This window comes from Allopusillimonas ginsengisoli, from assembly GCF_004153455.1.
GTDB lineage: Bacteria > Pseudomonadota > Gammaproteobacteria > Burkholderiales > Burkholderiaceae_B > Allopusillimonas > Allopusillimonas ginsengisoli.
Map to the genome: position 1 here is coordinate 65,913 of NZ_SDQE01000003.1, position 24,918 is coordinate 90,830.

Sequence of the window (24,918 nt, forward strand, 5' to 3'; positions counted from 1 at the left end):
ATGACTCCAAAGTGAATAAGAGTGAAAACCCGGAAAACATCAGCGCTTGGCGGGCAAATGCGGACGATTCTTGCGGAAGGCGTTCTTCAAGAGAATCTTGCCGTCCCGGAACACCAGCAGATCGACCATATTGGCTTCGATACGCGAGCCATCCGCGGCCGTGCCTGTGAAAGTCGACTCCATGACGCCGAGCTCACCGTCGCCCCAGCACTTGGCATTGCGCCATTGCGCGTCCGGTATAGTCTGCCAGGCAGCCTCAAATGCCTTGCGCACGGCGGCATGTCCCTCGTGGCGGGCACCATATACCTCCGGACCAGCTACCGTCTCGAATACGCAGTCCTCATGCATGAAAGACATCAGGGCCTCAATATCGTGACGGTTCCATGCCTCACCAAAGGCCTTGATGGTCTCGACCAGATTTTCGTTGGACATTCGTGCTACCTCCTCTTGTTTATGCAGCGATTGTGATGCACTGTCTTCTTGTGACAGCAGGATCACATCCATAAGTTAGGAGATCATGGAGCAAGGGGCTAGAGCCAGTGGTCACATTTCGCATGAGCCAGATTTATTTGCCACTAAATCGAAACAGTACGTTCCATTAAAACAATATTTTTGTTGACTTTACATTTTTCCCCGCTAGAATTTAACTATAAAAACAAATAACGGAATAATTCATCTCAATATTTATAAACAGGATACGAGATCAATGGATACACTCAACTCTAAAGCCGTCAGCCAATCAGGAGGCACTATGACGACCGATACTCGCAAACCCGTTGCCGGTGTGCAAAAAATGACCCCGTCCGAGGCGTTCGTTGAAACCATGGTCGCCAATGGCGTCACGGAAGTCTTCGGCATCATGGGTTCCGCATTCATGGACGCCATGGATATTTTCGCGCCAGCCGGCATCAAACTGATCCCTGTCGTGCATGAGCAAGGCGCCGGCCACATGGCCGATGGCTACGCCCGCGTCAGCGGCCGCCACGGTGTCGTCATCGGGCAAAACGGCCCGGGCATCAGCAACTGCGTCACATCGATCGCGGCCGCGTACTGGGCGCACACGCCCGTCGTCATCATCACGCCAGAAGCCGGGACAGGCGGCATTGGCCTGGGTGGCTTCCAGGAAGCCAATCAGTTGCCCATGTTCCAGGAATTCACCAAGTATCAAGGGCACGTCACCAATCCAGCCCGCATGGCTGAGTACACGGCACGCTGTTTCGACCGCGCCTTGTCGGAAATGGGCCCCACACAACTGAACATCCCTCGCGATTATTTCTATGGCGAAATCAAGGTTGAAATTCCCCAGCCCCAGCGCCTGGATCGCGGCCCCGGCGGCGAAAAAACCCTGAACGAGGCGGCCGAACTGCTGGCGCAGGCCAAGTTCCCGGTCATCATCTCGGGCGGCGGTGTCGTCATGGGCGACGCAGTCGAAGAGTGCAAGGCCCTGGCCGAGCGCCTGGGCGCTCCGGTAGTCAACAGCTATCTGCACAATGACTCCTTCCCTGCCAGCCATCCCCTGTGGTGCGGTCCGCTCGGCTACCAGGGCTCCAAGGCAGCCATGAAGCTCATTTCGCAGGCTGACGTCGTTCTGGCGCTGGGCACGCGTCTTGGCCCCTTCGGCACCCTGCCGCAGCATGGCATGGACTACTGGCCCAAAGAAGCCAAAATCATTCAGATCGATGCAGACAGCAAGATGCTCGGCCTGGTCAAGAAGATCACCGTCGGCATCTGCGGCGACGCCAAGGCCTCCGCTGCGGCACTGACCAGCAGGCTGGAAGGCAAGAAACTGGCTTGCGACGCGAACAAGGACGAGCGTGCCGGCAAGATCAAGGCAGAGAAAGATGCCTGGGAAAAAGAGCTGGACGAATGGACACACGAGAAAGATCCGTACAGCCTGGACATGATCGAGGAGCAGAGCAAGGAAGAAGGCAGCTATCTGCACCCGCGTCAGGTTCTGCGCGAACTGGAAAAAGCCATGCCTGCCGACGTCATGGTGTCGACCGACATTGGCAACATCAATTCCGTGGCCAACAGCTATCTGCGCTTCGAAAAGCCACGCAGCTTCTTCGCGCCCATGAGCTGGGGTAACTGCGGCTATGCCTTGCCGACCATCATCGGTGCCAAGGTCGCTGCACCGGAGCGTCCTGCCATCGCCTACGCAGGAGATGGCGCATGGGGCATGAGCATGTCGGAAATCATGACATGCGTTCGCCACGACATCCCCGTCACCGCGATTGTGTTCCACAACCGTCAGTGGGGCGCCGAGAAGAAGAACCAAGTGGACTTCTACAACCGTCGCTTCGTTGCCGGCGAACTCGACAACCAGAGCTTCGCCGAAATCGGCAAGGCCATGGGCGCCGAAGGCATTGTGGTCGACAAGCTTGAGGATGTTGGCCCGGCGTTGAAGAAAGCCGTGGAAGCACAGATGAAGGAAGGCAAGACTACTGTGGTGGAAATCATGTGCACCCGCGAACTGGGTGATCCCTTCCGCCGCGATGCGTTGTCCAAGCCGGTACGTCTGCTGGAAAAGTACAAGGACTACGTCTAAGCCGACTGCGCAGGGAGCATCTCCATGAAACAGCTTGATCGCATACTGGAAAAAGCCCGTCGACAGCCCATGCGTATTGTGCTGTGCGAAGGAGATGACCCCCGCGTGCAGGCAGCGGCCCTGCGGGCCGCTGCCGATGGGCTGGCACGCGTCATCGTCGTGGGTTCGCCCCCGGCGGCGGCCAGCCTTCCTGCCGGTACGGCGTCACAACCTTCCGGCAGCATTCCCGAATACCTGAATCCCCAGGCCTCGCCCTGGCTGGATGAATTCCAGCAGATCCTGCTGGCGCTGCGCAAAAAGCGAGGGATGACTCCCGAACAGGCTGCCGCGGCAGTACGCGAGCCACTGGTGTTTGCCTTGCTGATGGTCAGGCAGGGCTACGCGGATGGCTCGGTTGCGGGCGCTACCCACACGACGGCCGACGTCGTTCGCAATGCCATTCAGATCATAGGGGTACGCCCCGACACCCGACATATATCCAGTTTCTTCATCATGCTGCGTGAGCAAGCCTTCAATCCGGGCACGCACGCCATGATTTTCTCTGACTGTGGCCTGGTCATTGACCCCGACAGCGAGCAATTGGCAGAAATAGCCATGGCAGCGGCTGACAGCGCGCGCACCTTGCTTGAGGTCACGCCCAAACTCGCCATGCTGTCGTTCTCGACCGCCGGCAGCGCGACCCATCGCGAAGTCGACAAGGTCAGGATCGCCACCGAACTGGTGCGCGAACGCCAGCCTGAATTGGCCATTGATGGAGAAATCCAGCTGGACGCCGCCATTGTCCCAGACATTTCTCAACGCAAAGTACCTGACTCCCGCGTGGCGGGCCAGGCCAATGTGCTGATCTTCCCCAACTTGTCAGCAGGCAACATCGGCTACAAGCTGACTGAGCGGCTGGGTGGCGCCACCGCGCTCGGACCTTTGCTTCAAGGCCTGAACAAGCCCGCCAACGATTTATCGCGCGGATGCTCTACGGACGATGTGTATAACGTCATAGCCGTCACTGCCGTGCAGGCTCAGGCCGGACAATAAGCCACACACCCTGGACTGAGCGCGCCACCGGCGCGCCAGCACATGGCTCGTCAATTACACGCGCCGCCTGCGCAGCGCCACCAACCGCAGAAAAGCATCAAAGAATGCATTGTCCAGCCCCTCGGACAAATCCAGGGCCAGCGACCGCGCGTAATACGGACTGAGATCCAGGCCGACCCCCAAGCCAAGCACTTCGATACCGTAATCGCGCTCACTCTGACGCACGACCGCCTTCAGGTGATTGTCCAGATAAAACGCGTCGTTGGCGAGGTTGGTCGCGCTGTCCATCGGGCAGCCATCGGATATGACGACGAGAATGCGACGCTGCCTATCCTGCGCCAGCAAGCGGCCGCATGCCCACTGCACAGCTTCCCCATCCACCCCTTCCCTGAAAAGATCGGGCTTCATCAGAGCGCCAATGCCCTGCCGCGCGCGACGCCAGTGCGTGGCGGCATCCTTGAACACAAGATGGCACAGCTCGTTGAGCCGGCCCGGCGCAGGATACCTGCCCTGCGCAAACCATTCGCGACGAGCGCGGCCCCCATTCCAGCTACGCGTGGTAAACCCCAGAATCTCCATCGGCACGCCAGCCTGTTCGAACGCGCGCATGAAGATATCGAGCATCATTGCCAGCGTGCTGCCGTACTGCTTCATGGAGCCCGAGCAATCCACCAGGAAGGTGACCGCACTATGCGAAATGGGCACATAGCGATCGCTGCGAAACAGGCGCTTTTCGGTTGGCGAACTGACCAGTTGCGCAAGGCGCCGCCCGTCAATAATGCCTTCCTCCTGCCCGAACAGCCAGCCGTCCAGTTGGGGTTTGGCAAGCACTGCGCGCAGGCCTCGCGCCAGCCGCCCTACATTCATGCCCTGGCGGGCCAGCATCTGGTCCAGTTCCTGGCGAAACTCAGCCAGCAATCCGGCCCGCACCTGATCCGCCGCGTCCTGCTCAATGTCAAAACGCCGGGTAAAGACACGGTATTGCCCGCGCGCGGCCCTGAACGAAAGACTTTCTCCGCTCTGCGGTGCCTGAAACGCTGGCAACTCATCGGGATCGAACTCCAGCGCAAGCGAGAAGTTGCCATGCCGGACGCCCCGCGATTGGGGGCTGTCTTCGTACTCGGCCTGAACACGCGCGGCAATTTCCTGGGCAATCTCCAGCGCATGCACCGCAAAGGCCGCCTGATCTTCCCGGCAGCGGCGCATGGCCGCCAGCCGACCTCCCAGTGCCGGCCCCAACGCTGCACGCGTAGGCTCCAGCAAGTCGTCGATATGCTCTGGAAGAGGCAGCGCCATCAACCTGCTCCAGGCCATCTGGGAAAAAGCAAACAGCAATATGCCAAGACTGGTTTCGGTGGCGCCGGAATCCAGAAAAGCAGCCGACCATTCGCGGTACCGGGCCACCACATTGTGGTGCAGGCCCGGCATGCCGGAAGGCGCCAGAGACTCCACACGCAACTGCTCCAGCCACTCAAATACCAGGCGCTCAACCCCGCCTTCGGCCGGCATTAGCCGTTGATGCAGGGAGGCATCTGAATAGCGCAGCCGCAACGCCAGGCCATCGGTGATGCCGCGATACGACGACAGGGCATCAATGCCTGCCTGCAATTGCAGATGCGGTGCATGATCCGGCAATGCACGATCACCATCGAATAGTCGGCCACCCTCAAAGTGCAGCCCCACTCTGCCGGTGAGGGCACGCATGGCGGCCACGGTCAGCTCTTCGGACTGCTGCCTGCGTATGCGCTCTGCGACGGCCTGCATGGCATCAACCCGATGCGCGCAAGGCTTGATCGGACAACTCCTGTCCGAAGCAGCGCTGATAATACTCGGCGACAACACCACGCTCGGCCTCATCGCACTTGTTCAGGAAAGACAGGCGGAAGGCCAGCCCCGGATCAGTGAAGATCTGGATATTCTCCGCCCAGGTAATCACCGTGCGGGGCGACATCAGCGTAGACAAGTCGCCTACTTCGAAGCCTTTTCGGGTGAGGTTGGCAACGCCTATCATGGCACGAATGAGCTCGCGCCCTCGCGCGTCGTCCATCGCCGGTACGCGCGCGGCAATGATATCGAGCTCGTCCTCGGGGTCAAGGTAGTTAAGCGCGGCGACAATATTCCATCGATCCAGTTGGGCGTGATTGAGTAGTTGCGTGCCCTGATATAGTCCGCTGGCGTTGCCCAGGCCCAGGGTGTTGGAGGTCGCGAACATCCTGAACTGCTCATGCGGCGTAATCACCCGATTCTGATCCAGGAGCGTAAACCGGCCATCCCGCTCCAGAATGCGCTGGATCACAAACATGACGTCTGGACGCCCTGCATCATACTCATCCAGTATCAGTGCCACGGGCCGCTGCAGCGCCCAAGGCACGATGCCCTCCTGGAACTCGGTAACCTGCAGGCCGTCGCGCAATACAATTGCGTCCCGGCCCACCATATCAAGCCGGCTGATGTGCCCATCCAGGTTGACGCGCACACAGGGCCAGTTCAACCGGGCGGCAATCTGCTCAATATGCGTTGATTTGCCGGTGCCATGCAGGCCCTGCACCATCACGCGACGATTGCGCGCAAACCCCGCCAGAATGGCCAGCGTGACATCATGATTGAAGCGATAGGCATCGTCTATCTCGGGGACATGTTCATCGCGATCGACAAAGGCCGGAACCTGCAGATCCGTATCCAGGCCAAATACGGAGCGAACCGATATCTGGTGCATGGGGGGAGTGATGGGCAATACGTGAGTCATGTAGACACCTCTCTGGTCACGTTGGCTCAATAATGGGATGATTGGCGCTTTCGATTTCCGCCAGCGCTTGCGCAGCGCGCTGCAATGCGGGCAGGCATTGCAGCGATTTTTCGGCAGTCATGCGCATGATAGGGGCCTGAATCGCAACAGCCATATTGGATTTGCCCTGCGTCGAGGGCACCAACACGGCCACGCACAGCAGTCCAGGCAGGAACTCTTCGTCGTCGATGGCATAGCCATCGCGACGCACACGCTCCACTTCGAATTCCAGCTTTTCCATACTGGTGATCGTTTTTTCCGTGAACTTTTGGAACACCACGTGGGCCAGCAAGCGGCGGCGTTGCGAAGGCGCCATCTGCGTCAGAAACAGCTTGCCGCTCGCGGAACAATGCAATGGCACGCGCGAACCCGGATGCAAATAGAAACGCAGCGGCGCCAGCGTCTCCACACGGTCGAGATACAATACCTCATCACCGGAACATGTAGTGATATTGCAGCTCTCTCCCACTTCCTCGACAAGTTGGCGCAAAACCGAATGCCGGGCGCCATGCACGGTGTTGTTCAGCAGCAGGTTCTCAGCCATGCGCCGAAGACGCAGACCGGTGCTGTACTGCCGTCCATCGCCGTCGCGCTGGATCATGCCCGCGCCTTCCAGTTGCTGGAGCATGCGATGCAGCGTGGGCTTGGGAAGGCCCAGCTCATCCACCAGACTCTGCAACGAAAAATACTGGTCTTTCTGGGCGATGACTTCCAGCAAGGCGAATAAACGCATTGTTGGCGTATTGCCATCAATCTTCAGTTCACTTGATATTTGTTGTGGACGTGCGGCCATGATCGCTCTATATTCCAGTTATAGGAATGAATTGTACCGTTTTTTATAACATTTGGACGAAAAAAATGCACATCGGGATTGCTGGCGCCGGCGTACTCGGCCGCCTGCTCGCTTATTTGCTCACGCAGCAAGGCCAACAGGTCTCTGTATTTGACCCTGCGGACGGCCCCACCGGGCGGGGTGCGGCCGGCTGGACTGCGGCAGGCATGCTCACGCCCACTGCAGAGCTGGAATGCGCCGATATGGGTGTGTTCAACCAGGGTGTGCGTTCCCTCGACCTATGGTCCCAAATCATACCTGCCCTGCCTGGGCAAGTGTCGTTTTCACGCGAAGGCAGCCTGCTGCTGGCCCACCGCCACGACCATGGCTCTGCCCAGCGCACCGTCAGCCTGCTTGCTGACAAAGCCCCCCATGATTACAAGCCGGTCAGCCTGCCGCTCACCGACCTTGCTCAACTCGAGCCGGACATCCACGGGCCTGCCATGGCCTGGATGCTGCCCCACGAAGGCCTGCTCAATTCCGTCGAAACCATGATCGGACTGTACGAGGGTGCAACGCGTGCGCAGTGGCATTGGGGCCAGCGCATTGCGCGCGTCGAACCAGGCATCCTCGCCAGCGATTCCCAGGTCTGGGAGTTCGATCATGTGTTTGACGTGCGCGGCCTGGGTCAACGTTTGCCCGATGCCCCCGACCTTGGCAACGAACGCTCCTGCCGCAATGTGCGTGGCGTGCGCGGCGAGATCTTCTGGCTGCACGCACCGGGCGTGCGTCTGCATCGACCGGTGCGTCTTATGCACCCCCGCCACCGGGTATACGTCGTGCCGCGTCGAGGTGATATCATCGTTGTTGGCGCCAGCGAAATCGAAAGCGAAGATCGCTCTCCCGTTTCGCTGCGCAGCACAGTAGAATTGCTGGCTGCGGCGCACAGCATGTTGCCGGCGCTTTCCGAAGCGCGGGTGGTGCACACTGAAACCAATTTACGCCCCGCCCTGGTCGACAACCTGCCGCGCATCGAACAAGAGGCAGGCCTGACGCGCATCAACGGCCTGTTCCGCCATGGCTGGCTGATTGCGCCCGCAGTCGTCGACGAAGCCTTGGCGCAGGCATTTAACAATGGCCCCTTAATCCGGTCCTAGGCCACTATGAGCATCATCAGAATATTTTTCAACGGGCAGGCACACGACGTCGACCAGGGGCTCACCCTCGACGCCGCACTGCACACCTACGCCCAGAAATCCATCGAAGCGGGCGACCCCATCGCCACCGCCGTCAACGGCCGCCATGTGTCCAGACAGGCACGCAGCAGCGTGATTCTGGCCGACCAGGACGCCATCACTACATTCGAACCCATTACCGGAGGCTAACCCAGATGTCCTGGTCCATTGCCGGCATAACGCTGGAAAGCCGTTTTTTTCTCGGTACGGCGGGTTACCCCTCACCCCTGGTGCTCGAACAAGCCATCCAGGCGTCGGGAGCGCAGGTCGTCACCGTAGGCTTGAAGCGCCAAATGGCGCAAAGCGGCAGCGCGAAGGGAGGGGGCGATGAGGCGTCCTCAAACGGCGGGCAGTCTTTCTTTCGGCTGATCAAGCAAAGTGGCGCCCACCTGCTGCCCAATACGGCTGGCTGCCACACGGCCGCCGAGGCCATCGCACTGGCGCATATGGCTCGCGAGGTCTTCGACACCCGCTGGCTCAAGCTTGAAGTCATCGGGGATCAATACACTTTGCAGCCCGACCCTTTCGAGCTGGTCCGTGCCGCCACCGAGCTGGTCAAGGCAGGTTTCGAAGTATTCCCGTACTGTACGGATGATCTGGTCACGTGCCAGCGCTTGCTGGATGCCGGCTGCCGCGTTCTCATGCCTTGGGGAGCCCCCATCGGTTCGGGCCAGGGTCTGATCAACCCTTATGCGCTGCGCACCCTGCGCGACCGCATTACGGATGTCCCGCTCATCATCGATGCAGGCATCGGATCGCCCATGGACGCCATGCAGGCCATGGAGCTCGGCTTTGACGCTGTATTGCTCAATTCGGCAGTCTCGCAGGCGCACGACCCGGTGCTCATGGCCGAAGCCTTCAAGCTGGCAATCGAGGGCGGCCGCAAAGCCTGGCAAGCCGGTATCATGGCGGAACAGGATATGGCCGTGGCCACCACACCTGTCACCGGACGGCCGTTTGTGCTGTAGTACACCAATGCAAGCTTAGCCGCCGCCAGTGGTACGCAGCCTAGAGCCGCTCAGGCTTGAGCAAGGCCTATTCGCGCAAGACTGGCGTCAAAGCACAATGGAATTACTGGTGGTCACCCCGATGGCAGTCGCTGGCCGCGTGGGAATATGGGCGTCAGAAGCATCGCACGCGCACCCATCTGGACCACCGTGGCCATTTGGCCAGCCTGTCTTTCTTGTTCTATCCCACCGACAGCCAGTACTGGCTGTTCGGCCATGACATCCAGGTGCAGACTGGCACCAGGGATGCCAGTGACAGCTTTCAACAAGTGGGCCTGCGCGCGGCGTGGGGACAGACTTGGACATCGGGGTTGGGCTCGCGTATCAATGCGCAGATCAACACCGATACCCATTTCTGAGCTCTCGCCAAACCGGAACAAAAAAAGCCAGCCAACATATCGTGGCTGGCTTTCTTGGCATCAGGACATTTGCCCGCGCCACGCCCTGGCAGGGCACCCTGCTACTGGGCTTCGCGCGCCATGCGGCGACGCTCGTGCTCCTGCAAATACCGCTTGCGCAGACGAATGGACTTGGGTGTGACCTCCACCAGCTCATCATCCGAAATAAACTCGACCGCGTACTCCAGCGACATGCGGATGGGCGGCACCAAATCAATGTGTTCGTCCTTGCTGGTGGTACGGATATTGGTGAGCTTCTTTTCCTTGATGGGGTTGACCACGAGATCGTTGTCCCGGCTGTGAATGCCAATAATCATGCCTTCATACAGCGCTTCGCCAGGGCTGACAAACATACGCCCGCGATCTTGCAGCTTCCATAATGCGTACGCCACAGCCGCACCGTCGTCCTGACTGATAAGCACGCCGTTGCGGCGTTCGCCAACGCCACCTTCGCGCATCGGCGCGTAGTCGTCAAAAATATGGCTCATCAGGCCAGTTCCGCGAGTAAGGGTGAGAAACTCGCTTTGGAAACCAATCAGGCCACGGGCAGGAATACGGTACTCGAGGCGGGTACGGCCACGCCCGTCAGCCTGCATATCCTGCAGATCGCCCTTGCGGCGGCCCAACTCTTCCATGACTGCGCCCTGGTGTCCGTCTTCAACATCCACGGTCAACAGCTCATAGGGTTCATTGCGTACGCCGTCAATTTCCTTGATCAGTACTTGCGGGCGCGAAACAGCCAGCTCGTAGCCTTCGCGGCGCATGTTTTCGATCAGAATCGTAAGATGCAATTCGCCCCGTCCGCGAACTTCGAACACCATGTCGTCATCGGTGGGGTTCACGCGCAACGCCACGTTGGACTTGAGTTCTCTCTCGAGCCGATCGCGCAGTTGACGGCTTGTGACGAACTTGCCTTCGCGGCCCGCCAATGGCGACGAATTGACCATGAAATTCATGGTCAGGGTCGGCTCGTCGATGCGCAGCATGGGCAGCGCTTCTTGCACGGCGGGATCCATGAGCGTGCACCCTATCCCGATATCCTCGATACCGTTGATGAGTACGATATCTCCGGCCTGCGCCTCATCGACCAGAACGCGCTCCAGGCCGTGAAACTGCAGTACCTGGTTGATACGGCCCTTGAAAGACTCCCCTTCTGGTCCAAACTTGACGACAACATCCTGGCCCGCCCTCACCTTGCCGCGATTGACCCGGCCAATGCCGATCTTGCCGACGTAGCTGCTGTAATCCAGCGAGATGATCTGCAGTTGCAGGGCACCATTGACGTCGTCTTCGCGCTGAGGAACATATTTAAGTATGGCTTCGAACAACGAGCGCATATCGCCTTCACGCACATCGTCGGTCAGTCCCGCATAGCCTGCCAGCCCAGAGGCAAAAATCACAGGAAAGTCGAGCTGTTCTTCGGTGGCGCCAAGCTTGTCAAACAGATCGAAGGTGGCATTGATGACGTGATCTGGCCGGGCGCCCGGACGGTCGATTTTGTTCACAACCACGATGGGCTTCAGGCCCAGGGCCAGTGCCTTGCGGGTAACGAATCGCGTCTGGGGCATGGGGCCTTCGACTGCGTCCACCAGCAGCAGCACGCCATCCACCATGGACAGCACACGCTCCACCTCGCCGCCAAAGTCGGCGTGACCCGGGGTGTCGATGATGTTGATGTGTGTGCCTTCGTATTCGACCGCACAGTTTTTGGAAAGAATCGTGATGCCGCGTTCTTTCTCGATATCGCCCGAATCCATTACACGCTCGGATACTTGCTGGTTGTCACGGAATGTGCCGGACTGACGCAGCAGTTGGTCGACCAGGGTAGTCTTGCCGTGGTCGACGTGGGCGATGATCGCCACATTGCGCAAAGCGCGATTCATAGTTCTTCCTTCTGTTTGATAGTTGCTGGCAGGAGGCCGGCGGGCACAGCATCAAGCGGTATCAAGACGGACTGCGGTCCGGACATGGCCTGGAGGGCTTCAAGCCCTATGGCGTCTTCGACGACAAAGGGCCCTACCCGCGTGCGCCGCAGCGCTGCCAGATGGGCATGGCATCCGAGCACTCGCCCGATGTCCTGGGCCAGAGTGCGTATATACGTGCCTTTGCTGCATTCCACGAAAACATCTGCGCGCAGCCCTTCGAGCCGCAGCAGTTCAAGCTTGTGAATCAACACCCGCCGAGGCGGCCTTTCGAGCTCGATGCCTTGCCGTGCATACTTGTACAACGGCTTGCCATCGCGTTTCAGCGCCGAATGCATGGGCGGAATCTGCTCGATTTCGCCCCGGAAGCGCGTCAGCACGGACTCGAGCTCCGCATGTGCAATACCCGTGAAACCTGCGTCCGCCGTCGCGACAATATTGCCGGTCAAGTCTCCGCTGTCAGTCTCTTCACCGAACTGAAGGGTTGCGACATAACCTTTGTCGGCCTCGAGCATGCTGCCCGAAATTTTGGTCGCCTTGCCCAGGCAACATACCAGCAGCCCGGTTGCAAACGGATCGAGCGTGCCGGTATGGCCCGCCTTGCGGGCATCCAGCGCGCGCTTGGCGCGCTGCAGCGCGTGGTTGCTGGATAGTCCTTCTGGTTTGTCCAGCAACAGGACACCGTCGAGCATCTGCCCGCGTCGGGAAGCCATCGTTCATGAATCCATGTAAAAACGACAGCCCCTTAGGGCTGTTCGTCGGGGTCCTCGGGTTCCGAGGGCTTGAAAGTTTCGTCGTTGGGGCGGTTGGCCCGATCGATAAGCCGCGACAGTTCAATGCCGCGGGCAAGCTGGTCATCGTGGATGAAGCGCAGCGTAGGGACGGTGTGAATATGCAGCAGCTTGAACAGCAACGAGTGGAGCCAGCCGGCTTTTTCGGTAAGCACGGCGGTGGCCGCCTCGGGCTCGGCGCCCATGACCGTAAAGTACACCTTGGCGTGCGCGTAGTCAGCCGACAGATCAACGCCTGTGAGCGTGATCAGGCCAGCGCGGGATACATCGACCTCGCGCTGTATGAGGCTGGCCAGATCCTTCTGGATCTGGTCTGCCAGCCTCGTGTTGCGGCCCGGGTTGGGCTTGGATTTATGACGACCCATAATTTACAGTGTCCGGGCGATCTCTTTGATTTCGAAGAACTCAAGCTGATCGCCGATTTCGATGTCGTTGTTGCCCCTGAGGGTAATACCGCAATCAAAGCCAGACTTGACCTCCTTGACGTCATCCTTGAAGCGACGCAGCGATTCAAGCCCGCCCGTCCACTGGACCACGTGATTGCGCAGCAGACGTACCTGCGCATCGCGACGCACCACGCCGTCGATGACCATGCAGCCGGCAATATTGCCGATGCGAGACACGCTGAAGACTTCGCGGATTTCGGCGGTGCCGATGACTTCTTCGCGTTTCTCGGGCGCCAACATGCCGGACAACGCGTTGCGAACCTCGTCTACCGCATCGTAAATAATGTTGTAGTAACGCAGGTCGATGCCGTTGTTATCGGCAAGCTTCTTGGCGCTTTGTTCTGCACGTACGTTGAACCCGATAATGACGGCATGTGACGCAATGGCCAGGTTGACGTCGCTTTCGGAGATGCCCCCGACAGCGGCGTGCACGACCTGCACGCGGACTTCGTCGGTAGACAGTTTGACCAGGGAAGACACCAGTGCTTCCTGCGAGCCCTGAACGTCTGTCTTGACGATGAGCGCCAGGGTTTGCACACCGTCGCCAATGTTGTCGAACATGGACTCGAGCTTGGCGGCCTGCTGCTTGGCCAGCTTGACGTCGCGGAACTTGCCCTGACGAAACAGTGCGATCTCGCGGGCCTTGCGCTCGTCGACCATGCCAATGACCTCGTCTCCCGCGGCGGGAACTTCGGTCAGGCCCTGTATTTCGACAGGTATGGAAGGGCCAGCGCTGGTGATGGGCTTGCCGGACTCGTTGAGCATGGCACGCACACGACCGTAGCTGGCGCCTGCCAAAATGGCATCGCCGCGCTTGAGCGTGCCGCTTTGAACCAGGACGGTAGCCACCGGGCCACGGCCTTTGTCCAGGCGGGCTTCGATGACAATCCCCTTGACCGGTGCGTCCACGGGCGCCTTGAGCTCGAGAATTTCGGCCTGCAACAGCACGTTTTCAAGCAAGTCGTCGATGCCTTCGCCGGTTTTGGCGGAGACACCGATAAAGGGCACATCGCCACCATACTCTTCGGGCACCACTTCTTCAGCGACCAGTTCCTGCTTGACGCGCTCGGGGTTGCCCTCGGGCTTGTCTATCTTGGTGATGGCGACGACCAGCGGCACATTGGCCGCCTTTGCGTGATGAATGGCTTCCTTGGTCTGGGGCATGACGCCATCATCAGCTGCCACCACCAGAATAACGATATCAGTGGCCTTGGTACCGCGGGCACGCATAGCCGTAAAGGCCTCGTGTCCCGGGGTATCCAGGAAGGTAACCATGCCGCGTTCGGTCTTGACGTTATACGCACCGATATGCTGCGTGATTCCGCCGGCTTCGCCCGATGCCACCTTGGTGCGACGCAGGTAATCCAGCAGCGAGGTCTTGCCGTGGTCGACGTGGCCCATCACGGTCACCACAGGAGCGCGCGCGACCGATTCTGCTTCTGGGCCTTCGACCGTATCCAGGAAGGCTTCGGGATCATCCAGCTTGGCCGCAATGGCCTTGTGGCCCATTTCCTCGACCATAATCATGGCGGTTTCCTGATCCAGAACCTGATTGATGGTGACCATCTGGCCCAGCTTCATGAGATGCTTGATGACCTCGGATGCCTTGATGGACATTTTGTGGGCGAGATCGGCGACGGAAATGGTTTCCGGCACGTGCACTTCGCGCGAGATGAACTCGACGGCCTGAACTTCCTTGCGTTCCGGTTGCGCATTGCGGCCGCGTCCACGGGCGCCCTTGCCGCCCTTGCCTGCCTTGCCGCCGGCCGCACGCCAGCCATCGCGGCTTGGTGCCGCTGGCGGGGCATCGGCCCGGGCTGCCGGCTTCTTGCGGCCGCTTTCGTCGGTCCAGGAAGAAGAAACCTCGGTTGCCTTGATGACTTTCTTGACCTCGCCGGTCGCCTTGGCGTCTTTCTTGCCTTTGGCGCCCGCAGGCTTGTGCAGCGTTCCGGAAATCCCTTGCGGATCGGGCTCGGGCGCTTTCAGAACCTTGCGTGGTCGATGCAGCATTTCACGCAGGGCAGCGGCTTCCGCCTCGGCAGCGCGCCGGGCGCGCTCACGATCCGGATCGCCCGCCGGCGCGGCGCGGCGCGTGCCGGGACGTTCAACCCGCGACGGGCTCTTCTCGCCTGGCTTGGCCGGACTGGCCTTGACCGCCTCGGCCTGATCGGCGGGACTGTTCTTGGCTGGCGTATCGTCTTCTGCTTTGGCAGGCGCTTCCGCCTCGGCGGCAGGTGCGTCCTGCTCTGCCTCAGCCTGGGATACGGGTTCGGTCGCTGGCGTCTGGACAGCGTCAGCCTGCACCGGCGCAGCCGGCTCGGCGTTGTCAGCCGCCTCTACGTCGGGCTGAGCCGCCGGGGCCGCCTCTTGAGGCGCCGGCGCTGCACTGGCTGGAGCAGGGTCGGCGTCAGTGGCTTCGGCGGCCTGGGGCGGAACATCCGTCTCGGCCTCCGGGGACGCGACGGGCGACGCCGCTTCCGCCATGTCGACAGGCGTGCTGGTGCTTTCCGCGGGGGTTGCGGATGCGGCATCGGGCGCCGCAACGGCTGCATCCACCTCGGCAGACGCTTGCTGCGCGATGTCGGGGACTGCATCGTCCTGCACTTCGACCTCGACGTCGGCTTCGGCCTGCGTTCTTGCCTCGGCCGCGAGCTCTGCGGGATCGCGCTTGACAAACACGCGCTTCTTGCGCACCTCTACCTGAATCGTGCGCGAACGGCCCGAGCCGTCAGCCTGCCGGATTTCGGAAGTCTGGCGACGAGTCAGCGTGATCTTCTTGCCCTCATTTCCACCATGAGCGCGACGCAGCGAATCAAGTAGTTTCGCCTTGTCCGCGTCGGTGACGACATCGTCGACCGACCTGAGTTCAACACCCGCGCCACGCAACTGCTCCAGCAGTACGTTCGCAGGCATTTTCAGTTCAACAGCGAACTGGGCGACGGTGTTACTTGGCATTCGACTCTCTCTTGCTTTTTCAGCTACTTATTCAATAAACACACCCTGACTTGCACGGTACATATGCGTCAGGCCTCGTCGTCAAACCAATGGGCTCTTGCGCGCATAATCATCTGGCTGGCATCCTCGCTGGACAGGCCGGTGATCTCGGCCAGTTCATCGGTAGACAGCTCAGCCAGATCATCCAGGGTGAGCACTTCGTTATCGGCCAGACGGGTGACAAGCTCCGGCGTGATTCCTTCAACCTCAAGCAGATCCTGCGCCACGGACTGCGCCCGCTCTTCCTGGGCGATTGCCTCGGTGAGCAGCGCGTTGCGTGCGCGGGTGCGCAGCTCGTTGATCGTGTCTTCGTCGAAGGCTTCGATCTCGAGCAGTTCCTGAATGGGCACATAAGCGATTTCTTCGAGCCCGGTAAAGCCTTCGTCGATGAGAATGTCGGCGACTTCTTCGTCGACATCCAACTTGGCGATGAAGGTCTGGCGCAGCACGGAACGCTCTTCTTCCTGGCGGTTCTGGCTTTCCTCGGGCGTCATGATGTTGATCTGCCACCCCGTCAGTTCGGAGGCCAGGCGCACATTTTGCCCGCGGGCGCCAATGGCCTTGGGCAGGTTTTCGGCATCGACCACGACATCCATGGCGTGCTTGTCTTCGTCGACCACGATGGATTCGACGTTGGCAGGCGCCAGTGCGCCAATAACGAACTCGGCCGGATCTTCGGCCCACAATACGATATCGACCTGTTCGCCACCCAGCTCGTTGCGCACGGCGGTGACGCGCGAGCCACGCATGCCCACGCAGGTGCCGATGGGATCGATACGCTTGTCGTAGGCGACCACGGCAATCTTGGCGCGAATGCCGGCATCACGCGCGGCTGCCTTGATTTCGAGCAGACCCTGCTCGATTTCGGGGACTTCGTTTTCGAATAGCTGCCGAATGAATTCAGGCGCGGTACGAGACAGGATGACCTGCTGGCCGCGGGCGGCATGGTCAACCTTGAGCACCCAGGCGCGAACGCGATCACCCACGCGGATATTCTCTTTGGGGATCATTTCGTTGCGAGGCAGCCGGGCTTCGATCTTGCCAGTTTCGATAATGGCATCGCCCTTGTCCATGCGCTTGACCGTGCCGGAAACGATGGTTTCACCACGCTCCAGGAAGTCGTTGAGCACCTGCTCGCGCTCGGCGTCCCGAATTTTCTGGAGAATGGCCTGCTTGGCGGCTTGCGCGCCGATACGGCCGAATTCCTCGGGTTCGAGGGATTCCTCGATATACTCGCCTACCTCGATACCCGGAACGATATCCTGGGCATCGGAATAGAGTTCCTGCTGATCAGGCTCCTGCAGGCCGGCATCGTCGGGCACCACCAGCCAGCGCCGGTAGCCTTCGTGCTCCCCAGTGTCGCGATCTATGGTGACACGGATATCGGCATCTTCCTTGAAGCGCTTTTTCATGGCAGACGCCAGAGCGCTTTCCAGCGCGCCGAATACAACTTCGCGCTCAACGTTTTTTTCACGCGCTAAGGCGTCAACCAGCAAAAGAATTTCGCGACTCATCGCTTTCTACCCTTGAAATCGAGAATGGGGTCCAATTTGGCACGATCAACGTCGTCGAAGGAAAAGTTCAATGACTTGCCTTCGCCAGACGCCTCTTCGAGTTCGAGGCTGAACAGGGGATTGGATGCCTGGACATCTCCATCCTGGGACACGCGCAATATGCCGACGAATACCTTGCGATTATCCACAGCAGCGCGCAGCTTTACCTCGATGCGCTCGTTGGCAAACCGGATAAAATCGGCAACTCGCTTGAGGGGCCGGTCGATGCCAGGCGAACCCACCTCGAGACGCTTGTAGTCGATGTTTTCTACTTCGAACACACGGGACAGCTGTCGGGAGACCTGCTCACAGTCTTCGATCCTGACCCCCTCGGGGCGATCGATCGTGACACGCAAGAGCCCGAGCGGCGCGCGCTCCACGTCTATCAGCTCGAGGTCCGAGCCGGCCAGCGCCTCTTGTGTCAAAGTAAAAATATCCGCCATAAAATCCAAAAAAAAATGGGCTGTACGCCCCAGCCCACTGTTATCACGCCGCGCACAATGGGCCTGCCAGGCAGGCCCAGCACGACATTCATGCCTGTTGCCCCGACTTGCCACCACATGACGCATTCGAAAATGTGCCGCTACTATTGTTAGCCAAGGCTGTTGCATGACAAAAACAATATAGCTGTAAAGCCCTACATTCTAACAGAAAACTGGAAATTTTCCTGTAGTGTCTAGGCCTTACATGCAAAATGCAACACAGTTGAGCGGCTCGGAGTGATTTTAGTCGTAACAATGCTTGCGAGACCGCCCGCAGCCCCATCCAGACCGGCCCTGTTCTCCGGCCGGGCAAGACTGCCCGCACCCCGCCGCAACACCCGCTTTATGCTAACGACCCCGGCCACCGCCCAGCTTGCCCAGGTGCGACTCGTGCGCTGAAGCACCACGCGGCTGCCAGTCGTCACCTTGCGCACCGCCTGACCTTCCCCGGGGCGCATTGCCGCTCTTGGGTTTGCCTGGCTTTCGGCCCGGCCCGCCATTCTTGCGGCCTGCGCCCTTAGGCGCGCCGGGCTTGCCCTGACCACCTTTGGGAGCCTGCTCGCCACCAGGACGGTTCCCTCCCGGCCCGCGGCGGCGCTGCTCGCCGCCTGCCGCGCCACCCTGGCCGCCATGCGCCTTGCGCGCGCCTTTTCCTCGCGAGTCCGCCGTGCCGGAAATGGGATGACCGTTGGCCAGCCCGCCACTGAACATCAATCCCGTTCCATAGGGATCTGACGGATAGGTTTCGTGCACCGTGCCCGCGACCTTGCGGCCACCGGAAAGCTTTCCGCGACGGCTGACCTTCGCGCCGTTCATGCCATTGCGCTCCAGCGTGCCAAAGCCGGGCGGCAAGGCGCTGTCATGCGACAACGGCTGGCGCTCGTAACGACCGCGCCCAGACACGCCGTCGCCGTCATCGTCGCGCAACAATCCCAGCTGCAGCATCAGCGCGGTAACCAGATTGCTGTCCAGCTCCTCCCAACGACCCCGGCGCAGATTGCGCGGCAACACGACTTCGCCGAAGCGCGTACGGATAAGACGGCTCACCGTCACGCCAGCCGCCTCGAACATACGGCGAACCTCACGATTGCGGCCTTCTTTGAGCGTAACGCGATACCAGCGATTGCTGCCCTCGCCGCCTAGATAATCGAGCGAACCAAAACTCGCCATGCCATCCTCGAGTTGAACGCCCTTGAGCAGGCTGGCTTTCTGGTCGTCGCCCAGCTCTCCCAGCACCCGCACCGCGTACTCGCGTTCGGCGCCATAACGTGGATGCATCAAACGATTGGCCAGATCACCGGAGGTTGTCAGGATGAGCAGACCCTCTGTGTTCAAGTCCAACCGCCCTACGGACAGCCATTTGCCCATGCGCATTTTCGGCAGGCGCGCAAACACGGTCGCACGCCCTTCTGGATCGTCGTGGCTGACAATCTCGCCAGCGGGCTTGTGATACAGGATAATGCGCGGCGGTTTCTTGGCATTCGGCCTGGCTACAGGCCGGCCATTGACCCGCACCAGATCGTTTTGGCCGACTCGCTGCCCGATATGCGCAGGCTCGCCATTGACCGAGACACGACCCGCAATGATGAGTTCTTCCATTTCGCGGCGCGAGCCAACACCGGCCTCCGCCAGCACCTTGTGCAGCTTGGGCATCAGGGCTTCGCTGCTCAGGTATTTGTCCAGGCGCTGACGCATCTGCGCGGCACCATCAAGGTAAGCCAGCGCCATGTCAGCATCTTTTTCATTCTCAACTTGGTTGGTGCGACGACCATTCCGTCCGCGATGCTTGCCGTGCTTGGCGTCACCCGGGCCTTGCTCGCCAGGCAGCGCATCCGGAGCAGTACCGCCCGATGCGGCGGCATCCGGCGCAAAGCGGGCGTCTCTGCCCGGCTTTCCCCTGCGCTGGCCGCGGCCTTGTTTGCCCAGGGAGGCCGGGGCCTGGCCTTCACTCGCCTCGGCCGCGCCGGCGCCTGCCGCGGGATCCCCAATGGCGGCGTCTGTCGAAACGGCATCGCTATTCGCGTCACCACGACGCCGGCGGAAAGGCGTGCGGAGCTTGCGGCCTCGGCCTCGCGCGCCTGCGTTCCTCTCATCGCGTTGACCCACGTATTCAGCGGCGTTGTCGCTCTGTCCGGCACGCTCGTCAAGGCTGCCGCCGCCCTGCCCCGATCCGACCTGAGCAACCGTCTCCACAGGCGGCATCACCGGCGATGGCACAGCCGGCATGTCCGCCCCCGCCGATTGATCGCGCTGGCCGCCGCTCGCAGCCGATTCGACCGGGAGGCTCTGAGTGGGCTGGGCTTGTGCGGGCTGGTTGTGCGTCGCGACTGCCTCGCTGTTCTGCGCTGGCGCGCTCTTGACGCGCGGACGTCGAGTCGCCGCCGCCTTCTTCGCCACGGGCGCCGGCTCCACGGCAGGCGCCTTGCCTGGCTCGTCGCCATCCACCTGTTTGCTGGCGGTGCGCGGCCGGCGTGTCGTTGTCTTTGTGGCTGAGTCCGACTCCTCTGCATTCGCCTTGGCCCGTGTACGTTTCACGGCGGGTGGCTGCTCAACGGCAACCTCTCCAGCAGCGGCCGCAACAGATCCTGCGTCTGCCGCCTTGGGCTTGGCACGCTTGCGCGGCGCAGGCTTCGGACTGTCTTTTGCGGCAGGCTCCGGCACATCGGTCTCGCTCTTTGCCTTTGACTTCACAGCCGCTGTTTTCTTGACGGAGCGTTTGGCCGGGGCCTTTTCCGCGACGTCTGAACCGGCGGTCGCGGCTGACGCAGCGCCACTGGCAGGCGCTACGGCTGCCTCATCCGCAGTCTTCTTGCGCCTGCCGCGGGTTGCCGTCTTGGCCGGCGCCACGGTATCCGCACTGGCGCTGCTTTTTGCATCGCTAAAAGGCAGGTCGTATTGATCGTTCGATTCAGTCATTTTGTTTTAGGTACTCCGTTTGTATCTCTTCGTGCTGCCCGGCTTGTTCAATGCCGGCCTCATTCATTGTTGTAGTGTCAGTGTCTTCCAGTGCCGCGACGACCATCCGTTCGTCATCGGGCTGTTCGCCATCCGGCGACGCGTCATTGGCAGAAATGCCGGCGAACTGCTCATCCTCGACCTGCTGCGTCGCTACTGCACGCGAGGCCACGTCATCATCGCCTTGCCCGCCGGCGTGCTCCTCAGGCAACGCCTCCTGCACAGCGCCAGCATGCTGGCCATCTTCCATTGTCTGGCCTGTGTCAGTGCCTTGACCTGGATCGGCAGCCTGATCCGGCGCAACGTCCGGAACGACTTCCAGTTCGAGGCCCGCCAGCGCCACGACCGCGTCCTGGGACTCAAGCTCAGGCAACTCGTCCAGCGCCTTCAGGCCCAGATCGTCCAGAAACTGCCGTGTTGTGCCCAGCAAGGCCGGACGCCCTGGCGCATCGCGATGACCCAGAACCTCAATCCAGCCCCTGTCCTCCAGCGTCCGCACGATCTGGGATGAAACGGTGACACCGCGAATGTCTTCGATATCGCCACGAGTAACGGGTTGCCGCCAGGCAATAATGGCAAGCGTTTCAAGCACAGCCCGGGAATATTTGGGCGGCCTTTCAGGATTCAATTGAACCAGGAATCGCTTCATTTCAGGCCGGCTCTGAAAACGCCAGCCCGACGCAAGGCTGACCAGCTCGAGCCCCTTGTCCTGCCATTCCTGCTGCAACGAGGCCAAATGCCCGCGCAAATCGTCATTGGTAAAGTCTTGGGTTGCAAAGAGCTTGCGCAATTCTCCAAGCGGCATGGGTTGGTCGGCGCACAAAAGCGCCGCTTCCAGCACGCGGATGATCTCTGTTTCAGTCATCAATATATATCAGCCTTGATCTGGCAGGATTTGCATGTTTTCAAAGTATGGGTTAATATTCTTTTCTTCAGACGCGGGGTGGAGCAGTCTGGCAGCTCGTCGGGCTCATAACCCGAAGGTCACAGGTTCGAATCCTGTCCCCGCAACCAGTATTCCAGATGGGCCGGTTAAGCTAAACAGCGACCGGCCCATTTTATTTGCTGTCGTGCTTGCAAACGCTACAGGGCGGCCATACCAACCGCGCAGCACAACCCAGGATCGCGCGCAAACCGCACCCAGCACTGCATGCGCCAACTTGGCGCAGCTTTTGATGAAACCGTAAATATGCGGAATATCAGCCATTATTCGCGTTAGATAAGCAGGTTGCCCAGGATTGCCGTCATTGGTCATTGGTCATAGGCCGAATGTGGCTACCTGCGAGAGCGGCAGCTAGACTGCTGTGAGAATGTTACCTCGCGCTTTCGGCGAACCCGGGCAGACAAACCGAATGAACGGTGTCCCGACATCGCGATAAGCGTTTGCGCAAAGATTGTTCAATTTATAATTCAACGGTTCAAGAGCAAAGTCTTTGAACCGGGCCAGCAGGTGCCTGGTCGTGTTGATCTGGTAAAAACCAAAATGGGCGTGGGCAGCCAGGCTTCTGGCCGTTCGCCCTTCCTGTGGCGTACTAATCCAATTACACCATCAGCTTGTCCGCAATGCAACAGTTCCCAGAGGTAAGTTGCTGTCAGGCGACACCAATTCAGCACATTTCGGCAGAATCGCCAGAACTTTGGCCTGTATTTCCATGTTGGCGGCACTCAAAAACGTCATCACCAGGACCGAATCAACCGAAATAGCCCGCCCCACCACGTCCGGATCCAAGGCAACTGACTCGTGCGCAATCGCCCTCTCTTCAAGCGCGAGCGCCTCCAAAGGGTACAACTGCCCGTGCACGCAACGTACTCTCCAGGCCCGGGCGTCTCTGGCAAAGCGCAATACGCCACGCACCTGAAGCAACCCCAGTGTCGTATCGTCTTTCAAACTGTCCAGCGCCAGCATCACCTCTGCGCGCGCCACGGGCACCGGCCAGCGTACCATCAGCACCTGGAATCCGGCAGGCATGGCGCGGACGTAGCGCGCAGCTGCCGAGCCTGGCCCGACATCGGCGCCGTGGCTGCGCGCAGCCGCCCGAAGCCCGCCTCCCTTCCATAGGCTGGGCCGTGCAGACGACGTGATTCCCGATGGCATGCCCGGATGGCCCCAATCCGCGATCGTGCCTGCCAGCAAGGCGTCGCCGACGCGGGGATCGTCAGCCATCAGCACCGCTGCGTCCGGGTTCACGCCTCGCAAGCAAAGACCGAGGCTGGCCATCGCAGCGCTATCCGCAAGATTGGCGTCTTCAATGACCAACGCATTGGCCAGAACGGCCTGCCTCAGTGCAGCGGCCTGCCCATGAAGGACGCACAGACCTTGCACAGCGTTCACAACCGTGACACAACCGCCATAGACATATCGGTCTCGCAAAAAAGCGTCATACTGCAGGGTGTACATGATGGGCGCCGGATCCTCATCCCCGGCGACTTCAATCAGCACCCGCGTAAAAGCAGGGGTTTTGCGGTGCAAGGCATCAAGAAACAATGCACGCAGGGCGTGAACGAGCTCGCCGCTCACGGCACAGCATAGACAGCCGCCCGCTTTGATGGCGACCTTGCTGCTTAATGTGCTGACACGCGCGCCCTGCACACTCCCCGACCCCGCCGAATGACTGAGCACGATGCTGGACGCCCGCGCCGCACCCGCCTGGGCAGCCAGCACGCGATTGAGCAAGGCCGTCTTGCCGCTGCGCTGAGCGCCGGCGATCACGGTAACCGGTATTTTGCTGCCCAAGTCGACGCTCCTGTTTCAATACCTCTGCGGCAAGCCAAGAGGAGTAACGCTATCATAGCCCTGGTGCCCCTCGGACCGGGCGCTGTGTATTTCCATCAATCGCCAGCCACTCTCACAGCCGTGCCCATTACTTTTACATTAAGCAGCAAGCTCGATAGCATCGACCCCCAGCAGTGGAATGCGCTGGCAGGGCCTGAACCCTTTCTGCAGCATGCGTTTCTGCTGGCGCTCGATCAGACAGGCTGTGCGACGCGGCGTACTGGCTGGTCACCGGAATATCTGCTGATGCATCGTGACGGCGCGCTGGTCGGCGCCATGCCCCTGTACCTGAAGTCCCATTCTCGCGGGGAATACGTGTTCGACCACGCCTGGGCGCGCGCCTTTGAAGAGCACGGCTTGCCTTACTACCCCAAGCTGCTCTGCGCCGTTCCATTCACGCCCGTGCCCGGCCCACGCCTGCTAGCCAGTGAACACGACGACCGCGTGGCGCTTGCACGACATGCCATTCAGATCGCCAGGCAGAATAATATTTCATCGCTGCACATCCTGTTTCCTGCGGAAACCGACCAACCCGCGCTGGCGCAGGCGGGCTATATGTTTCGCGAGAATGTGCAGTTTCACTGGTTCAACCGCGGCTACCGCACGCTGGATGATTTTCTCGCAAGCCTGAATCAGCAGAAACGAAAAAAACTGAAGCAGGACAGCAAAAAAACGATGCAGGCCGGCGTGAGCTTTCGATGGCTAAGGGGAGCGCAGATCGACGCCCAGGCGCTCTCTTTTTTCTATCGCTGCTACCAGCAAACCTATCTCGAACACGGCAACCTGCCCTACCTGAACCAGGATTTCTTCGAACGCCTGTACCGCACACTGCCCGACGCCCTGGTTATTATCCAGGCCGAGCGCGAAGGCGAGCCTATCGCATCGGCCTTGAATCTGCTCGGGAACAATACGCTCTACGGCCGCTACTGGGGCAGTGTGGCCTTTGTTCCCGGCCTGCACTTCGAAACCTGCTATCTGCAGGGGATCGCGTTTTGCATACACCATGGCATCGCGTCGTTCGAAGGTGGCGCGCAAGGGGAACATAAACTGTCGCGAGGCATGCTGCCGGTCAGGACCCGGTCCGCGCACTGGATATCGGATCAACGATTCTCTGCCGCTATCGACGACTATCTGGCACGCGAAACGCCCGCCGTAGACGCCTATATTGAAGCCTTGCACGATCACAGCCCTTACCGCAAACAAGACGGCGGCTAGCATCCCAGAC

General features: G+C 60.3%; 20 protein-coding genes and 1 tRNA gene. 8 read left to right on the forward strand and 13 right to left on the reverse strand.

The genetic code is table 11. The features are described from left to right. Window positions 1-39 precede the first annotated feature (39 nt). The gene (locus ERE07_RS08430; protein ID WP_130008380.1) at window positions 40-432 is read right to left on the reverse strand and encodes a nuclear transport factor 2 family protein; all 393 of its coding nucleotides are present in this window, start codon (window positions 430-432) and stop codon (window positions 40-42) included. A gap of 319 nt (window positions 433-751) precedes the next feature. Between ERE07_RS08430 and xsc the strand changes: the two genes are divergently transcribed. Beyond that, window positions 752-2,548 (forward strand): sulfoacetaldehyde acetyltransferase, encoded by a 1,797-nt coding sequence (xsc, locus tag ERE07_RS08435; protein ID WP_209021117.1) that lies wholly within the window; start codon window positions 752-754, stop codon window positions 2,546-2,548. Between the two features lie 24 nt (window positions 2,549-2,572). After that, window positions 2,573-3,580, forward strand: a complete 1,008-nt coding sequence (gene pta / locus ERE07_RS08440) for a phosphate acetyltransferase (RefSeq protein WP_130008381.1) — start codon at window positions 2,573-2,575, stop codon at window positions 3,578-3,580. A 54-nt stretch (window positions 3,581-3,634) separates the two neighbouring features. Here the strand turns inward: pta and ERE07_RS08445 are convergent, their stop codons facing one another. The 3 genes from ERE07_RS08445 to ERE07_RS08455 are packed head-to-tail and all read right to left on the reverse strand — an operon-like array spanning window position 3,635 to window position 7,158. Beyond that, window positions 3,635-5,344, reverse strand: coding sequence for a cobaltochelatase CobT-related protein (locus tag ERE07_RS08445; RefSeq protein WP_130008382.1), 1,710 nt, complete (start codon window positions 5,342-5,344; stop codon window positions 3,635-3,637). A gap of 4 nt (window positions 5,345-5,348) precedes the next feature. After that, a complete protein-coding gene (locus tag ERE07_RS08450) occupies window positions 5,349-6,326 on the reverse strand; it encodes an AAA family ATPase (RefSeq protein ID WP_130008383.1) in 978 nt (325 codons plus the stop codon). Between the two features lie 16 nt (window positions 6,327-6,342). After that, window positions 6,343-7,158, reverse strand: a complete 816-nt coding sequence (locus ERE07_RS08455; RefSeq protein ID WP_130008384.1) for an IclR family transcriptional regulator — start codon at window positions 7,156-7,158, stop codon at window positions 6,343-6,345. Window positions 7,159-7,223: 65 nt separating this feature from the next. Between ERE07_RS08455 and ERE07_RS08460 the strand changes: the two genes are divergently transcribed. The 4 genes from ERE07_RS08460 to ERE07_RS08475 are packed head-to-tail and all read left to right on the forward strand — an operon-like array spanning window position 7,224 to window position 9,738. Then, window positions 7,224-8,294 (forward strand): FAD-dependent oxidoreductase, encoded by a 1,071-nt coding sequence (locus ERE07_RS08460; RefSeq protein ID WP_130008385.1) that lies wholly within the window; start codon window positions 7,224-7,226, stop codon window positions 8,292-8,294. A 6-nt stretch (window positions 8,295-8,300) separates the two neighbouring features. Then, window positions 8,301-8,522 (forward strand): sulfur carrier protein ThiS, encoded by a 222-nt coding sequence (gene thiS, locus ERE07_RS08465; protein ID WP_130008386.1) that lies wholly within the window; start codon window positions 8,301-8,303, stop codon window positions 8,520-8,522. A 5-nt stretch (window positions 8,523-8,527) separates the two neighbouring features. Beyond that, window positions 8,528-9,340 carry a thiazole synthase gene (locus ERE07_RS08470; protein WP_130008387.1) on the forward strand — a complete coding sequence of 271 codons (813 nt, stop codon included), beginning with the start codon at window positions 8,528-8,530 and terminating at the stop codon, window positions 9,338-9,340. Window positions 9,341-9,396: 56 nt separating this feature from the next. Beyond that, window positions 9,397-9,738, forward strand: coding sequence for a surface lipoprotein assembly modifier (locus ERE07_RS08475; RefSeq protein WP_130008388.1), 342 nt, complete (start codon window positions 9,397-9,399; stop codon window positions 9,736-9,738). A gap of 101 nt (window positions 9,739-9,839) precedes the next feature. On the opposite strand, the gene typA is transcribed toward ERE07_RS08475, so the two are convergent. The 8 genes from typA to scpB all read right to left on the reverse strand — a co-directional run bounded on the left by typA (window position 9,840) and on the right by scpB (window position 21,785). Continuing rightward, window positions 9,840-11,660: a translational GTPase TypA gene (gene typA, locus ERE07_RS08480; protein ID WP_130008389.1), complete on the reverse strand. Its 1,821-nt coding sequence runs from the start codon at window positions 11,658-11,660 to the stop codon at window positions 9,840-9,842. Beyond that, window positions 11,657-12,412, reverse strand: a complete 756-nt coding sequence (gene truB, locus ERE07_RS08485; protein WP_130008390.1) for a tRNA pseudouridine(55) synthase TruB — start codon at window positions 12,410-12,412, stop codon at window positions 11,657-11,659. Before truB ends, typA begins: the two co-directional genes overlap by 4 nt. Before the next feature lie 32 nt (window positions 12,413-12,444). Then, complete coding sequence (gene rbfA / locus ERE07_RS08490; RefSeq protein WP_130008391.1) at window positions 12,445-12,855, reverse strand: 30S ribosome-binding factor RbfA; 411 nt, start codon at window positions 12,853-12,855, stop codon at window positions 12,445-12,447. A gap of 3 nt (window positions 12,856-12,858) precedes the next feature. Beyond that, window positions 12,859-15,891: a translation initiation factor IF-2 gene (gene infB / locus ERE07_RS08495; RefSeq protein ID WP_130008392.1), complete on the reverse strand. Its 3,033-nt coding sequence runs from the start codon at window positions 15,889-15,891 to the stop codon at window positions 12,859-12,861. Window positions 15,892-15,959: 68 nt separating this feature from the next. Further along, window positions 15,960-17,444: a transcription termination factor NusA gene (gene nusA, locus ERE07_RS08500; RefSeq protein ID WP_130008393.1), complete on the reverse strand. Its 1,485-nt coding sequence runs from the start codon at window positions 17,442-17,444 to the stop codon at window positions 15,960-15,962. Next, a complete protein-coding gene (gene rimP, locus ERE07_RS08505; protein WP_130008394.1) occupies window positions 17,441-17,926 on the reverse strand; it encodes a ribosome maturation factor RimP in 486 nt (161 codons plus the stop codon). Before rimP ends, nusA begins: the two co-directional genes overlap by 4 nt. Window positions 17,927-18,313: 387 nt before the next feature. Then, window positions 18,314-20,167, reverse strand: a complete 1,854-nt coding sequence (locus ERE07_RS08510) for a pseudouridine synthase (RefSeq protein WP_130008678.1) — start codon at window positions 20,165-20,167, stop codon at window positions 18,314-18,316. A gap of 706 nt (window positions 20,168-20,873) precedes the next feature. Next, window positions 20,874-21,785 carry an SMC-Scp complex subunit ScpB gene (gene scpB, locus ERE07_RS08515; protein ID WP_130008395.1) on the reverse strand — a complete coding sequence of 304 codons (912 nt, stop codon included), beginning with the start codon at window positions 21,783-21,785 and terminating at the stop codon, window positions 20,874-20,876. Between the two features lie 72 nt (window positions 21,786-21,857). On the opposite strand from scpB, the gene ERE07_RS08520 reads away from it, so the two are divergent. Beyond that, a tRNA-Met gene (locus ERE07_RS08520) sits at window positions 21,858-21,934 on the forward strand. Window positions 21,935-22,469: 535 nt separating this feature from the next. Here the strand turns inward: ERE07_RS08520 and ERE07_RS22005 are convergent. Next, on the reverse strand, window positions 22,470-23,654 hold the full coding sequence (locus ERE07_RS22005; protein WP_130008396.1) for a GTP-binding protein: 1,185 nt from the start codon (window positions 23,652-23,654) through the stop codon (window positions 22,470-22,472). 120 nt (window positions 23,655-23,774) lie between these two features. On the opposite strand from ERE07_RS22005, the gene ERE07_RS08530 reads away from it, so the two are divergent. Continuing rightward, window positions 23,775-24,908: a GNAT family N-acetyltransferase gene (locus tag ERE07_RS08530; RefSeq protein ID WP_245153569.1), complete on the forward strand. Its 1,134-nt coding sequence runs from the start codon at window positions 23,775-23,777 to the stop codon at window positions 24,906-24,908. Window positions 24,909-24,918: the final 10 nt, after the last annotated feature.

Coding starts and splice junctions, on each gene's coding strand:
- ERE07_RS08430 (WP_130008380.1), bottom strand. CDS start 432: ATGTCCAACGAAAATCTGGTCGAGACCATCAAGGCCTTTGGTGAGGCA.
- xsc (WP_209021117.1), top strand. CDS start 752: ATGACGACCGATACTCGCAAACCCGTTGCCGGTGTGCAAAAAATGACC.
- pta (WP_130008381.1), top strand. CDS start 2,573: ATGAAACAGCTTGATCGCATACTGGAAAAAGCCCGTCGACAGCCCATG.
- ERE07_RS08445 (WP_130008382.1), bottom strand. CDS start 5,344: ATGCAGGCCGTCGCAGAGCGCATACGCAGGCAGCAGTCCGAAGAGCTG.
- ERE07_RS08450 (WP_130008383.1), bottom strand. CDS start 6,326: ATGACTCACGTATTGCCCATCACTCCCCCCATGCACCAGATATCGGTT.
- ERE07_RS08455 (WP_130008384.1), bottom strand. CDS start 7,158: ATGGCCGCACGTCCACAACAAATATCAAGTGAACTGAAGATTGATGGC.
- ERE07_RS08460 (WP_130008385.1), top strand. CDS start 7,224: ATGCACATCGGGATTGCTGGCGCCGGCGTACTCGGCCGCCTGCTCGCT.
- thiS (WP_130008386.1), top strand. CDS start 8,301: ATGAGCATCATCAGAATATTTTTCAACGGGCAGGCACACGACGTCGAC.
- ERE07_RS08470 (WP_130008387.1), top strand. CDS start 8,528: ATGTCCTGGTCCATTGCCGGCATAACGCTGGAAAGCCGTTTTTTTCTC.
- typA (WP_130008389.1), bottom strand. CDS start 11,660: ATGAATCGCGCTTTGCGCAATGTGGCGATCATCGCCCACGTCGACCAC.
- truB (WP_130008390.1), bottom strand. CDS start 12,412: ATGGCTTCCCGACGCGGGCAGATGCTCGACGGTGTCCTGTTGCTGGAC.
- rbfA (WP_130008391.1), bottom strand. CDS start 12,855: ATGGGTCGTCATAAATCCAAGCCCAACCCGGGCCGCAACACGAGGCTG.
- infB (WP_130008392.1), bottom strand. CDS start 15,891: ATGCCAAGTAACACCGTCGCCCAGTTCGCTGTTGAACTGAAAATGCCT.
- nusA (WP_130008393.1), bottom strand. CDS start 17,444: ATGAGTCGCGAAATTCTTTTGCTGGTTGACGCCTTAGCGCGTGAAAAA.
- rimP (WP_130008394.1), bottom strand. CDS start 17,926: ATGGCGGATATTTTTACTTTGACACAAGAGGCGCTGGCCGGCTCGGAC.
- ERE07_RS08510 (WP_130008678.1), bottom strand. CDS start 20,167: ATGCCGCCTGTGGAGACGGTTGCTCAGGTCGGATCGGGGCAGGGCGGC.
- scpB (WP_130008395.1), bottom strand. CDS start 21,785: ATGACTGAAACAGAGATCATCCGCGTGCTGGAAGCGGCGCTTTTGTGC.